The 13365-nt window shown below is 63.4% G+C and carries 10 protein-coding genes and 1 pseudogene; 3 read left to right on the top strand and 8 right to left on the bottom strand.

Annotation, left to right across the window (positions count from 1 at the left end):
• Positions 1 to 102 precede the first annotated feature (102 nt).
• The 4 genes from ACQKPS_RS06575 to ACQKPS_RS06560 are packed head-to-tail and all read right to left on the bottom strand — an operon-like array spanning position 103 to position 5986.
• On the bottom strand, positions 103 to 3120 hold the full coding sequence (locus ACQKPS_RS06575) for a sarcosine oxidase subunit alpha (protein ID WP_176509066.1): 3018 nt from the start codon (positions 3118 to 3120) through the stop codon (positions 103 to 105).
• Positions 3117 to 3452, bottom strand: coding sequence for a sarcosine oxidase subunit delta (locus ACQKPS_RS06570; protein ID WP_054886031.1), 336 nt, complete (start codon positions 3450 to 3452; stop codon positions 3117 to 3119). Before ACQKPS_RS06570 ends, ACQKPS_RS06575 begins: the two co-directional genes overlap by 4 nt.
• A gap of 14 nt (positions 3453 to 3466) precedes the next feature.
• Positions 3467 to 4717 (bottom strand): sarcosine oxidase subunit beta family protein, encoded by a 1251-nt coding sequence (locus tag ACQKPS_RS06565; RefSeq protein ID WP_003255680.1) that lies wholly within the window; start codon positions 4715 to 4717, stop codon positions 3467 to 3469.
• Between the two features lie 15 nt (positions 4718 to 4732).
• A complete protein-coding gene (locus ACQKPS_RS06560) occupies positions 4733 to 5986 on the bottom strand; it encodes a serine hydroxymethyltransferase (protein ID WP_254481774.1) in 1254 nt (417 codons plus the stop codon).
• Positions 5987 to 6314: 328 nt separating this feature from the next.
• On the opposite strand from ACQKPS_RS06560, the gene ACQKPS_RS06555 reads away from it, so the two are divergent.
• A complete protein-coding gene (locus ACQKPS_RS06555) occupies positions 6315 to 7355 on the top strand; it encodes a threonine aldolase family protein (RefSeq protein WP_254481776.1) in 1041 nt (346 codons plus the stop codon).
• 106 nt (positions 7356 to 7461) lie between these two features.
• Here ACQKPS_RS06555 and ACQKPS_RS06550 read toward each other — a convergent pair whose 3' ends face one another.
• The 3 genes from ACQKPS_RS06550 to ACQKPS_RS06540 all read right to left on the bottom strand — a co-directional run bounded on the left by ACQKPS_RS06550 (position 7462) and on the right by ACQKPS_RS06540 (position 10035).
• Positions 7462 to 9399: a methyl-accepting chemotaxis protein gene (locus ACQKPS_RS06550; RefSeq protein WP_427603249.1), complete on the bottom strand. Its 1938-nt coding sequence runs from the start codon at positions 9397 to 9399 to the stop codon at positions 7462 to 7464.
• A 106-nt stretch (positions 9400 to 9505) separates the two neighbouring features.
• Positions 9506 to 9808 carry a cell division protein ZapA gene (locus ACQKPS_RS06545; RefSeq protein ID WP_254481781.1) on the bottom strand — a complete coding sequence of 101 codons (303 nt, stop codon included), beginning with the start codon at positions 9806 to 9808 and terminating at the stop codon, positions 9506 to 9508.
• The gene (locus tag ACQKPS_RS06540; RefSeq protein WP_054903631.1) at positions 9805 to 10035 is read right to left on the bottom strand and encodes a hypothetical protein; all 231 of its coding nucleotides are present in this window, start codon (positions 10033 to 10035) and stop codon (positions 9805 to 9807) included. The genes ACQKPS_RS06545 and ACQKPS_RS06540 overlap by 4 nt, the downstream gene beginning before the upstream one ends.
• A 274-nt stretch (positions 10036 to 10309) precedes the next feature.
• Between ACQKPS_RS06540 and ACQKPS_RS06535 the strand changes: the two are divergent.
• Positions 10310 to 11080: pseudogene (locus tag ACQKPS_RS06535) on the top strand (MCP four helix bundle domain-containing protein); the annotation flags it as partial.
• Positions 11063 to 11935, top strand: a complete 873-nt coding sequence (locus ACQKPS_RS06530) for a methyl-accepting chemotaxis protein (protein ID WP_427603349.1) — start codon at positions 11063 to 11065, stop codon at positions 11933 to 11935. The pseudogene ACQKPS_RS06535 and the gene ACQKPS_RS06530, both read left to right, overlap by 18 nt.
• Before the next feature lie 44 nt (positions 11936 to 11979).
• Here the strand turns inward: ACQKPS_RS06530 and gbcB are convergent, their stop codons facing one another.
• On the bottom strand, positions 11980 to 13080 hold the full coding sequence (gene gbcB / locus ACQKPS_RS06525; RefSeq protein WP_254481788.1) for a glycine-betaine demethylase subunit GbcB: 1101 nt from the start codon (positions 13078 to 13080) through the stop codon (positions 11980 to 11982).
• Positions 13081 to 13365: the final 285 nt, after the last annotated feature.

The raw sequence follows: 13365 nt of genomic DNA, 5'->3' as shown, positions 1-13365 counted from the left end.
AGCGGGCTTGTCCCGCGAAGAGGGCGGCATGGCCACCATCGCATTCGCGGGGCAAGCCCGCTCCCACAGGGCTTGCATTTCAAGCGGACCTATCTATGGGCCTCAAACGTTCTGCCGCTCACCTTTCGGATCGAAGAACACCGAAGACACGATCTCCGCCTCGATCACGCTGCCATCCGCCTGGGGCGAGTAAACACGCTCGCCCATGCGCTTGAGGCCGCCCTTGACCACGCCCATGGCGAACGAATAGCCCAGGGAGTTGGAGGCGTAGCTGGAGGTGACGTGGCCAACCATGTCCATCGGGATCGGCTGCTTGGGATCGAAGACCAGCTGGGCGCCTTCCGGCAGCCACTTGGTCGGATCGATCGGTTTCAGGCCTACCAGCTGCTTGCGGTTCTCGCGCACGCAGTCTTCGCGGTTCATGCCACGCAGGCCGATCCACGAGAACGGCTTGTTGCGGCCCACGCACCAGCTCATGTTGAGGTCGTCGGGGGTCATCGAGCCGTCGGTGTCCTGGCCAACGATGATGAAGCCCTTCTCGGCACGCAGCACGTGCATGGTCTCGGTGCCGTACGGGGTCAGGTTGTACTTCTTGCCGGCCTCGATGATCTGTTCCAGCACGCCCATGGCGTAGTTGGCCTGCACGTTGACTTCGTACGACAGTTCGCCAGTGAACGAGATACGGAACACGCGGGCCGGTACGCCGCCGACGTTGCCTTCCTTCCAGGTCATGAACGGGAAGGCGTCCTTGTCCATGTCGATGTCGGTCAGCTCGCTGAGCAGCTTGCGGCTGTTCGGGCCGGACAGGGTCATGGTGGCCCAGTGGTCGGTGACCGAGGTGAAGTACACCTTCAACTCTGGCCATTCGGTCTGGTGGTACAGCTCCATCCACTGCAGCACGCGGGCAGCGCCGCCGGTGGTGGTGGTCATGATGAAGTGGTTGTCGCCGACACAGGCGGTCACGCCGTCGTCGAAGACCATGCCGTCTTCCTTGCACATCAGGCCGTAGCGCGCCTTGCCGACGTCGAGCTTGGTCCAGGCGTTGGTGTAGATGCGGTTGAGGAACTCGCGCGCATCCGGGCCCTGGATGTCGATCTTGCCCAGGGTCGAGGCGTCCAGCAGGCCCACGCTGTCGCGCACGGCCTTGCATTCACGGGCAACCGCGGCATGGATGTCCTCACCGGCTTTCGGGAAGTACCAAGGGCGCTTCCACTGACCGACGTCTTCGAACTCGGCGCCGTTCTTCACGTGCCAGGCATGCAGGGCGGTAAAGCGCACCGGCTCGAACAGGTGGCCACAGTGACGGCCGGCTACCGCGCCGAAGGTCACCGGCGTGTAGTTCGGGCGGAACATGGTGGTGCCCATTTCCGGGATGGTGATGCCGATCGAACGGGCGGCGATGGCCAGGCCGTTGATGTTGCCCAGCTTGCCCTGGTCGGTGCCGAAGCCCAGCGCGGTGTAGCGCTTGACGTGCTCGACCGACTCGAAGCCTTCGCGGGTGGCCAGTTCGATAGCGGCGGCGGTGACGTCGTTCTGCTGGTCGACGAACTGCTTGGGTGCGCGGGCAGTGCCTTTGTCGTGCGGCACCTGGAACAGCGCCACAGTGGCCTCTTCCTTGCGCGCCACGGTTTTCGGCAGGCTGCCAACGGTGGCCTTGAAGCCCGCTTCAGTGGCGGCGCGGGCACCGCCTTCGAAACCATCGGCAATCACATCGCCCAGGGCGTAGACGCCGTTGATGCCACCCACGCATTCACGCTTCTGCGGAGCATCGCCCGGTACGAAGCCGAGGATGTCTTCACGCCATACCGGGCGACCGCCCAGGTGCGAAGCCAGGTGCACGATCGGGCTGTAACCGCCGGAGGTAGCGATCAGGTCGCATTCGAGGGTTTCGCCTGGGCTGGTGACCTTGTGCGCCTGCACATCGATGGCGGCCACACGGGCGCCGCTGACGTGCTTGGTGCCCTTGGCCTCGATCACGGCACTGGAGGTGAGGATGCGGATGCCTTTGGCACGTGCTTCTTCAACCAGCGAACCACGCGGGTTGTGACGGGCATCGGCAATGGCGACCACCTGCAGGCCGGCGTCGTGCCAATCCAGCGCGGCGCGGTAGGCGTGGTCGTTGTTGGTCGACAGCACCAGTTTGCGCCCTGGGGCCACGCCGTAACGGCGCACGTAAGTGGAAACTGCGCCAGCCAGCATGTTGCCCGGCAGGTCGTTGTTGCCGTACACCAGTGGGCGCTCGTGGGCGCCGGCAGCCAGGACCACGCGCTTGGCGCGGACACGGTGCACGCGTTGACGCACCTGGCCGATCGGGGCGCGGTCGCCGAGGTGGTCGGTGAGGCGCTCGTGAATGGTCAGGAAGTTGTGGTCGTGGTAGCCGTTGACCGTGGCGCGTGGCAGCAAGGTCACTTCCGGCAGGCTTTGCAGCTCTTTGACCACCGCGTTGACCCAATCAGCGGCAGGCTTGCCGTCGAGGGTTTCGCGGGTGTCGAGCAGGCTGCCGCCGAACTCTTCCTGCTCGTCAGCCAGGATCACCCGGGCACCGCTGCGGCCAGCGGCCAGCGCGGCGGCCAGGCCAGCAGGGCCGGCGCCAACGATCAGCACGTCGCAGTGCTGGTTCATGTAGTCGTAGCTGTCCGGGTCGTTCTGCAGCGGCGCACGGCCCAGGCCGGCTGCCTTGCGGATGTACTTCTCATAAGTCATCCAGAACGATTTCGGGTACATGAAGGTTTTGTAGTAGAAGCCCGGCGGCATCATGTTGCCGCCGACCTTGCCGAGGATGCCCATGACGTCGTTGTTGACGTTCGGCCAGCCGTTGGTGCTGGTGGCGACCAGGCCTGCGTACAGCGCCTGTTGGGTGGCACGCACGTTGGGGATCTGGGTGGCTTCGCTGGAGCCGATCTGCAGGATCGCGTTCGGCTCTTCGCTACCGGCGGCGATGATGCCGCGTGGGCGCGAGTACTTGAAGCTGCGGCCTACGATGTCGACGCCGTTGGCCAGCAACGCGGCGGCCAGGCTGTCACCGGCATAACCCTGGTAGGTCTTGCCGTTGAAGGTGAAGTTAAGGACCTTGCTGCGGTCGATACGGCCGCCGCTGGCGAGGCGATAGGTCTGGCTCATACTTTTTCCCCTTGGCCTTTGACGGCGGACGGTGCGATCGCAGCTTTGCCATCAGCGGTCACTTGCGGCTTCTGGCCAATCTTGTAGGTTTCCAGAATCTCGTAGGTCACGGTGTTGCGGGTGACGTTGAAGTACTGGCGGCAACCGGCAACGTGGTCCCACAGTTCGTGATGAATACCGCGTGGGTTGTCACGGTAGAACATGTAGGTACCCCACTCCTCGTCGGAGCAGGCGTTGGGGTCCAGCGGGCGGGCGATGTGCGCCTGGCCAGAGGCGTGGAACTCTTCTTCGGAGCGCAGCTCGCCACAGTGGGGACAGAAAATATGCAACATGACGGTGGCTCCGGTTAGTGGGCGACGGCGGCGGCGCCGTGTTCGTCGATCAGTGCGCCGTTGTAGAAGCGGTCCATGGAGAACGGCGCGGCCAATGGGTGCATTTCGCCTTTGGCCAGGCTCGCGGCGAAGACGTTGCCCGAACCCGGGGTCGCCTTGAAGCCGCCAGTCCCCCAACCGCAGTTGAAGAACATGTTCTTGACCGGCGTCTTGGTGATGATCGGGCACGCGTCTGGCGAGGTATCGACGATGCCGCCCCACTGGCGGTTCATGCGAACGCGCGACAGGTTGGGGAACATCTCGACGATGGCCTGCAGGGTGTGCTCGATCACCGGGTACGAACCGCGCTGGCCGTAGCCGACCCAGCCGTCGATACCGGCACCGATCACCAGGTCGCCCTTGTCGGACTGGCTGATGTAGCCGTGTACGGCGTTGGACATGATCACGCTGTCGATGATCGGCTTGATCGGCTCGGAAACCAGCGCCTGCAGCGGGTGCGATTCCAGCGGCAGGCGGAAGCCGGCCAGCTTGGCCATGTGCCCGGAGTTACCGGCGGTAACCACGCCAACGCGCTTGGCGCCGATGAAGCCTTTATTGGTTTCCACGCCGATGACCGCGCCGTTTTCCTTGCGGAAACCGATCACTTCGGTCTGCTGGATCAGGTCGACGCCCAAGGCATCGGCGGCACGGGCGAAGCCCCAGGCCACGGCGTCGTGGCGGGCCACGCCACCACGGCGCTGAACGGTGGCGCCAAGGATCGGGTAACGGGTGTTCTTCGAGCAGTCCAGGTACGGGATTTCGGCCGCGACCTGGGCAGTGTTCAGCAGTTCGCCATCGACACCGTTGAGGCGGTTGGCGCTGACACGCCGCTCGGAGTCACGCATGTCCTGCAGGGTGTGGCACAGGTTGTAGACGCCGCGCTGGGAGAACATCACGTTGTAGTTGAGGTCCTGGGACAGGCCCTCCCACAGCTTCATGGCGTGCTCGTACAGGTGCGCCGATTCGTCCCACAGGTAGTTGGAACGCACGATGGTGGTGTTACGGGCGGTGTTGCCGCCGCCCAGGTAACCCTTCTCGATCACCGCAACGTTGGTGATGCCGTGTTCCTTGGCCAGGTAGTAGGCGGTTGCCAGGCCATGGCCGCCACCGCCGACGATGACCACGTCGTAGACCTTTTTAGGGGTTGGCGTGCGCCACATGCGCTGCCAGTTTTCGTGGTGGCTGAGGGAGTGTTTGAAAAGGCCGAAGCCCGAGTAGCGTTGCATGGTCGTTTACTCCACTCAGCGGTAAACAGGGAAGTCAGCGCACAGGGCCGCGACGTTCTTCGCCACATCGGCTTCGACGTCGGCGTCACCGAGGTTGTCGAGGATGTCGCAGATCCAGCCGGCCAGGGCCACACACTGGGCGACCTTGAAGCCGCGAGTGGTGACGGCCGGGGTGCCGATGCGCAGGCCGGAGGTGACGAATGGCGACTGCGGGTCGTTCGGCACGGCGTTCTTGTTGACGGTGATGTGCGCGCGGCCCAGGGCGGCGTCGGCATCTTTGCCGGTCAGGCCCTGGCGGATCAGGCTGACCAGGAACAGGTGGTTGTCGGTGCCACCGGAGACAACGTCGTAGCCGCGGTCGATGAATACCTGGGCCATGGCCTGGGCGTTTTCGATCACTTGCTTCTGGTAGGCCTTGAAGCCTGGCTCCAGCGCTTCCTTGAAGCACACGGCCTTGGCGGCGATCACGTGCATCAGCGGGCCGCCCTGGGCGCCAGGGAATACGGCGGCGTTGAGTTTCTTCTCGATCTCTTCGTTGGCCTTGGCCAGGATCAGGCCGCCACGTGGGCCGCGCAGGGTCTTGTGGGTAGTGGTGGTGACCACATCGGCGAACGGGATCGGGTTCGGGTACAGGCCAGCGGCAACCAGGCCGGCAACGTGGGCCATGTCGACGAACAGCAGCGCCCCGACCTTGTCGGCGATGGCGCGGAAGCGTGGGAAGTCGAGGGTCTTGGAGTAGGCCGAGAAGCCGGCAACGATCATTTTCGGCTTGTGCTCGACAGCCAGGCGCTCGACTTCGTCGTAGTCGATCAGGCCGGTGTTGGTGTCGATGCCGTACTGCACAGCGTTGTACAGCTTGCCCGAGGACGACACCTTGGCGCCGTGGGTCAGGTGGCCGCCGTGGGCCAGGCTCATGCCGAGGATGGTGTCACCGGCCTGCAGCAGGGCCAGGTAGACCGCGCCGTTGGCCGAAGAGCCGGAGTGCGGCTGGACGTTGGCGTAGTCGGCGCCGAACAGCTGCTTGGCGCGTTCGATGGCCAGGGCTTCTACCTTGTCGACGTGCTCGCAGCCACCGTAGTAGCGCTTGCCCGGGTAGCCTTCGGCGTACTTGTTGGTCAGGCCGCTGCCTTGGGCCTGCATCACGCGCTTGGAGGTGTAGTTTTCCGAGGCGATCAGCTCGATGTGGTCCTCCTGGCGCTGTTCTTCGGCATTCATCGCCGCCAGCAGTGCATCGTCATAACCCTGGATCTGGTCTTGCTTGCTGAACATCGTGTATCTCCCGGCAGCGATCGTTTTTTGTCGTGGGGCACTGTGGCCCTTTGTGGCGATGTTATGACTGGCCGGGGCGGGTCAGATGCCTGCGCACGCCTTGCAATGGCGCGTTTACGACATTGGCTTTTGCGTTGACCGTGCCGGCCTCTTCGCGGGGCAAGCCCGCTCCCACAATGATCGGTGTGCACAGGGCCATTGTGGGAGCGGGCTTGCCCCGCGAAGAGGCCGGTACAGCCCCCTGAAGCCAGCTTATGCCGGGGTTGTATAGGCAACCGCTGAATCGATGGTTTAGAGTGCTGTTCTGCGTCGTTCACAGGACAGTGCCATGACAGACAAGAGCCAACAATTCGCCAGCGACAACTATTCCGGCATCTGCCCCGAAGCCTGGGCCGCAATGGAAAAAGCCAACCACGGCCACGACCGCGCCTACGGCGACGACCAGTGGACCGAGCGTGCATCGGAGTACTTCCGCAACCTGTTCGAAACCGACTGCGAGGTGTTCTTCGCCTTCAACGGCACCGCCGCCAACTCCCTGGCCCTGGCCTCGCTGTGCCAGAGCTACCACAGCGTGATCTGCTCCGAGACCGCCCACGTCGAAACCGACGAATGTGGCGCGCCGGAGTTCTTCTCCAACGGCTCCAAACTGCTCACCGCGCCCAGCGTAAACGGCAAGCTGACGCCCGAATCGATCCGCGAAGTGGCGCTCAAGCGCCAGGACATTCACTACCCAAAGCCACGCGTGGTCACCATCACCCAGGCCACCGAAGTCGGTACCGTCTACCGCCCCGACGAGCTCAGAGCGATCAGCGCCACCTGCAAGGAGCTGGGCCTGAACTTGCATATGGACGGCGCGCGCTTCACCAATGCCTGCGCATTCCTTGGCTGCAGCCCGGCCGAGTTGACCTGGAAGGCCGGCGTCGATGTGCTGTGCTTTGGCGGCACCAAGAACGGCATGGCGGTGGGCGAGGCGATCCTGTTCTTCAACCGCCAGCTGGCCGAGGACTTCGACTACCGCTGCAAGCAGGCCGGGCAGCTGGCGTCGAAGATGCGCTTCCTGTCGGCGCCGTGGGTCGGGTTGCTGGAAAATGGCGCCTGGTTGCGCCATGGCGCGCATGCCAACCATTGCGCGCAGTTGCTGGCATCGTTGGTGAGTGACTTGCCAGGGGTCGAGCTGATGTTCCCGGTGGAGGCCAACGGGGTGTTCCTGCAAATGCCGGAGCACGCTATTGAAGCGCTGCGTGGCAAGGGCTGGCGGTTCTATACCTTCATTGGTAGCGGCGGTGCGCGGTTCATGTGCTCGTGGGATACCGAGCAAGAACGGGTGCGTGAACTGGCGGCGGATATCCGTAGCATCATTACTGCCTGACAGATTGCATTCGCGGGCATGCCCGCTCCCACAGGATTAGCGCAGCCTTCGGGCGCTGTGCAGTACCTGTGGGAGCGGGCAAGCCCGCGAAGAAGCCAACCCCGCTCTACAGCTTGAACCCACCCATCTGCCGCGCCAGGTCATCAGCCAAGCCACGCAGCGCCTGGCACTCCTCCCGACAGCCCTGCACCTCCGCCGCCGTCTCCCGCGCCAGGTCGGAAATCCCCTGCACCGTCCGGTTGATCTCCTCGGTCACCGCCGACTGCTCCTCGGTCGCCGTGGCCACCTGGTGGTTCATGTCGCTGATGTGCTCGACCTGATCGGTAATCGCGCCCAACGACGCGCCAGTGCGCTGACTGGATTCCACACCACTGCCGGTCGCCTGCTGCCCCGCCTGCATCGAACTCACGGCGGAACCGGCACCCTGTTTAAGGCGCTGGATCATTTGCTGCACTTCGTCGGTGGACAGCTGTGTACGCCGGGCCAACGTGCGCACTTCGTCAGCCACCACGGCAAACCCACGGCCCATTTCGCCAGCCCTGGCCGCTTCAATGGCAGCGTTCAGCGCCAACAGGTTGGTCTGTTCGGAAATACTGCGAATCACCGCCAATACCTGATCAATCGAGGCGACTTCATCGGCCAACTGGCTGACCGCATCGGCAGCCTTGCCGATATCGCCGGACATGCCCTCGATACCCTGGATCGAGCGCCGCACCACTTCGCGCGCCTGCAGCGCCTCCTCCCGCGCCGATTGCGATGCCTGCGCCGCGTCGCCGGCATTGCGGGCGATGTCCTGCACGGTCAGGCCCATCTCGTGCACGGCGGTGGCGACCATTTCGGTCATTTCCTGCTGGCGCCCGGAGCGCTCGGCGGTGTTATCCACCACCTGGGTCACCTGCTCTACTGACTGGTGCAGGCGTTCGCTGGTGCGCAACACTTCGCCGATCAGGCCACGCTGGCTGTCGAGGAAGCGATTGAAACCACGGGCCAGATCGCCCAGTTCATCTTGGAGGGAATCGTCCAGACGATGGCTGAGATCTCCGCCACCACTGCCGATCTGTACCAGCGCGGCGGTGACGCGACGGATCGGGAGCGCCAGGCCACGCGCCAGCAGCACCACCAGCAGCAGCGAAATCAATGCAACCGCGCCACCAATCAGGCTGGTCAGCCATACCGCCTGGCGCATCTGTGCATAGATTTCCGACTTCGGTACCTCGGCCACCAAGGTCCAGTTCAAGTCACGCAAGGGCAAACCCAGCGCCAGATAATCTTCACCGTCTCGACTGAACTGACCGCTGTGCAGTTGGCCGCCCTTGACCATGACCGCCCTGGCCGCGTCTTCACCCATCTGCTCGGCGAGCTGAAGCTTGCCGCTGAAGGACGCGTCCGGGTGCACCTGGATCAGCCCATCGTTGCGCACCAGGAAAACCTTGCCGTGCTCGCCGAAACTGAAGTCGTGGATGAGTTTCGACAGTTCGGTCATGCGCAGGCCCATGCCGGCTACGCCGATCAGCTTGCCGGCCTTTTCCACCCGGTAATCGATGAACAGCGCCAGTTCGCCCGTCGCATGATCGATATCGATGTTCACCAGGCGTTCGGCGCCACTGTCGATGTAGCCGTAGAACCACTTGTCATTGGGGTTGGCGCGACTGAGCACGCGGTCCAGGCCATTCTCGTTGTAGTAGTTGCCGGTTTCGGTCGAGGCGAACAGCGTGGTGAACGCATGGTTGCGTTGCTTGGCGGCCTGCAGGTACTCCAGGAATTGCGGGGCTTGCGCGGGATCTTCGCCAGCGGCAAGCCAATCGCGCAGCAGGGTATTGCCGGCAATGTCGGCGGCAGCCACCAGAGGCTGGCCGAGCATGCGCTCGATGTCGTTGCGGATGGCTTCGATGCTGGCCGGCAATGCGGTGTCGACCAGGTAACGTTCGGTCAGGCGGTTGAGTGCCACCGTGAAGATGATCACCACCACCAGGATGCTCGCCAGCAGGGCGGCGCCCATGCTTGCAATCAATTGCCACTGGATGCTCTTACGCCAGATACGCATGCCCCTGCTCCCCGCCAATTATTGTTTTGCGGGAAGTGTATACACTTGCGTATTCAGTTAATCCAGTGATCTGGAACAATGGGGCCGCACTGCGACCCCGAAGATGTCAGGACTCAGCGATAGTCTTGACGATGGCGTCCACCGTGGCGTCGATCTGCGCCTGGGTACGCTCGAGGGTCTGCTGGTGTTCCTTTTGCAGCTCGACCTGCCTGGAACACAGGTTCAGCGCTGCCAGCACCAACAACTTGTCGCCGATCAGGGTCGGGTACTGGCGTTTGGTCTCGCTCAGCGCGGAATTGAGCATACGCACTGCCTGGGCCAAGGTTTCTTCCTGGCCTGCGGGCGCCTTGATCGAATAGTCGCTGCCAAGGATCGACACGACATTGATCGGCTGCGCTTGCAGTCTCATGCGCCGACGACGCCTGCACTGGCGCGGTCAACCAGCGCCTGGATTCGCGCGGCGGTGGCGCCGTGCTTCTCTTCCTGCTCCATCAGCGACAGTTGCAGGGTTTCGTTTTCTTCCTTGGCCTGGGCCAGTTCCTGGCCGAGGGCGGTGTTCTGCTCGGTGAGTTGAGCGTTTTTCTGCATCAGGTCGCTGACCAGTTGCTCGAGTTGATTCAGGGAGGCTTCCAGCATGGGTCTATCTCGGGTTGTTGCAAAGGGCGCACACGATAAAGAAAAGCGTGAGCCCCCGCCATTAAATATCGGATTCTCAAGGGTTCTAACCCGCAGATTGACAGGGTATCGGGCCCCTTGTTCCGACCTGGGTCAACCGCCGGTCAGGTAATGGGCCTGTGCGCTGAAAACTTTCATGTGGTCATCCTCAAGACTGTTCAGTCACGACCGATAGACAGGTAGGTCATATTCCGTCGCACGGACCGCGCCACCCCTCCCAGCCTGGACTCTCTCCATGTCACTACGCAACATGAACATCGCACCGCGAGCGTTGCTCGGGTTCGCTCTGATCGGCGCGCTCATGCTCGGCCTCGGTATCTTCTCGCTCATGCAAATGGGCAACATCCGACAGGCCGGCGTAACCATTGAAGTCAACAGCGTGCCCAGCATCAAGACGCTCGACGAACTGGCTGCGCTCAACCTGCGCCTGCGCTCATTGTCCTACCGGCTGCTGCTCAACCGCGAAGCGGAAACCCAGCGCGACACCCTCAACCTGCTGGACCAGCGCAACGCCCAGATCGACCGTGCCCGCCAGGCCTACCTGCCAATGATCACCGCAGCAGACGAGCGTGCCGCCTTCGAGCAGTACACCCAGCTGCTCAACCAGTACCGCCAGCTCGAGTCGCGCATGCGCAGCCTGAGCCAGGCCGACCGCCTCGACGAACTGCGTGACTTGCTCAACCGCGACCTGCTGGCCAATTCCGAACAGATCAACAAGGTCATGGAGACCCTGGTCCAGATCAACACCGAGCAGACTCGCGCCACCAATGAAACCGCCGCCAACCAGTACGACACCGCGTTCGGCCTGGTAATCGGCCTGTTGGTTGCCGCGACCGCGCTGACCTTCCTCTGCGCCTTCCTGCTGACCCGCAGCATCGTCAAGCCGATCGAAGAAGCCTTGCAGGCAGCCGAGCAGGTGGCCGACGGCGACCTGACCAAGGTCATCCGCGCCGAAGGTACCGACGAAGCGGCCCGTCTGCAGCGCGCCATGGCGCGCATGCAGGACAAGCTGCGCGACACCCTGCAACTGATCGCCGGCTCCGCTACCCAGCTGGCCTCGGCGGCCGAGGAGTTGAACTGCGTCACCGACGAAAGCGCCCGCGGCCTGCAGCAGCAGAACAACGAAATCGAACAGGCCGCCACCGCCGTCACCGAGATGACCAGCGCCGTGGAAGAAGTGGCGCGCAATGCGGTCAGCACATCGGAAGCTTCAAGCGAAGCCAGCCGCTCGGCAGGCGACGGCCGTGACCTGGTCATGGAAACCGTGGGCGCCATCGAGCGCATGAGCGTCGACGTGCAGGCCACCGCCAGGCTGATCACTCACCTGGCCGAGCAATCGCGCGACATCGGCAAGGTGCTCGACGTGATCCGCGGCCTGGCCGACCAGACCAACCTGCTGGCGCTGAACGCGGCGATCGAAGCGGCACGTGCCGGTGAGGCGGGGCGTGGTTTTGCCGTGGTGGCGGACGAAGTGCGGGCGCTGGCGCACCGCACCCAGCAGTCGACCAGCGAGATCGAGCGCATGATCGGCAGCATCCAGGGCGGTACCGAAGAGGCGGTGGAATCGATGCGCACCAGCACCGAGCGCGCCGAATCGACGCTGAATATCGCCAAGGGTGCGGGCATGGCGCTGGATACCATCGCCGGGGCCGTGGCGCAGATCAACGAGCGTAACCTGGTCATTGCCAGTGCAGCGGAAGAGCAGGCCCAGGTGGCGCGTGAAGTGGATCGCAACCTGGTGAACATCAATGACCTGTCGGTGCAGAGTGCGACCGGTGCGCATCAGACCAGCGCAGCGAGTGCCGAGCTGTCGCGCCTGGCCGTTGATCTGAACGGGTTGGTGGCTCGCTTCCGTACCTGATTTCAGATTGCCGGGGCCGCTTTGCGGCCCCCTGCAATATCGGATCAGTAATCGATCCGCACATCCCCCTTCGGCACACTGCAGCACGACAGGATGTAGCCCTCGGCTTCGTCGTCCTCGGTAATCCCGCCGTTGTGTTCCATCTCCACTTCGCCGCCCAGCTTGAGCACCTTGCAGGTCCCGCAAATGCCCATGCCGCAGGCTTTCGGGATCATCAGCCCAACTTTCGCCGCCGCCGCATGCACGGTCTCGCCCGGGGCGACGCGGATGCTCTTGTCGCTGCCGATGAATTCCACCAGGTTGAGGTCCGAAGCATCCACTTCCGGTGCGTCGGCCGCCTGCTCGGCATGCTCCACCGCATCGGCCTTGGCCTCAGGGGGCGTCGCGCCGAACGACTCCTCGTGGTAGTTCTTCATGTCGAAGCCGACCGCTTCGAGCATGCGCTTGACCGCACTCATGTACGGCGTCGGGCCGCAGCAGAACACCACACGCTCCATGTAGTCCGGCGCGATCAGCTCCATCAGGCGCTGGTTGAGGTAACCGCGATAGCCCGCCCAAGGCTCACCCAGCCCATGCTTCTCGCAGATGATGTGCAGGCTGAAGTTGGGAATGCGCGACGCCATCTGTTCCAGCTCGCGATGGTAGATGATGTCCTTGGGCGAACGGGCACTGTGCACGAACACCATGTCGACGTTGGCGTTGGTGTCGTAGAACCAGCGCGCCATCGACATCACCGGGGTAATGCCCACGCCACCGGAGAGGTACAGCACCTTGCCCGCCGGGAAATCGATGGCGTTGAACAACCCTACCGGGCCGTGCACTGGCAGCTCGGCACCTTCGTGCATGGTGTCGTGAAGGAAGTTGGACACCAACCCGCCCGGTACACGCTTCACGGTGATCGAGAAGCTGTAGGGCACCGACGGCGAACTGGAGATGGTGTACGAACGCATCACCGGCTTGCCTTCGATCTCCAGTTCCAGAGTGACGAACTGCCCGGGCTTGAAGAAGAACATGATCGGCTGGTCGGCCATGAAGCAGAAGGTGCGCACGTCCCAGGTCTCCTGGATGACCTTGACGCAGCGCACGATGTGGCGGCCGTTGGCCCAGGTCTGGGTGGTGACCGGATTGAGGAAGGTATCGGACATGTTCATCTCCAGCGGCCGACTATGGCCCTTTTTATGGCTCCGATAATGCGCAAGCCGTGAGCGACATACATTCCTGCCAGCGACATCGGCGTGCTTATCGCGACCAGCCCCGCGCTACAAGGGCTGGCGCGTCGTAATTCAAATCGGCCATGTCGCCCATGGATACGGTTCATGGCGTCTTCGGACGCACACTCCACGGCAAAACAACCAGCTGTTTGTTTGCCAAGAGCAGCCTTGCGGCACCACAACAACGATTAGCCACCTTTAGCCGGCCGCGCACGGCCC

The organism is Pseudomonas sp. NPDC086566, assembly GCF_050280885.1.
GTDB lineage: Bacteria > Pseudomonadota > Gammaproteobacteria > Pseudomonadales > Pseudomonadaceae > Aquipseudomonas > Aquipseudomonas vlassakiae.
The sequence above is the reverse complement of the archived record's forward strand: the minus strand, read 5'-3'. Positions and strand labels throughout refer to the sequence as shown.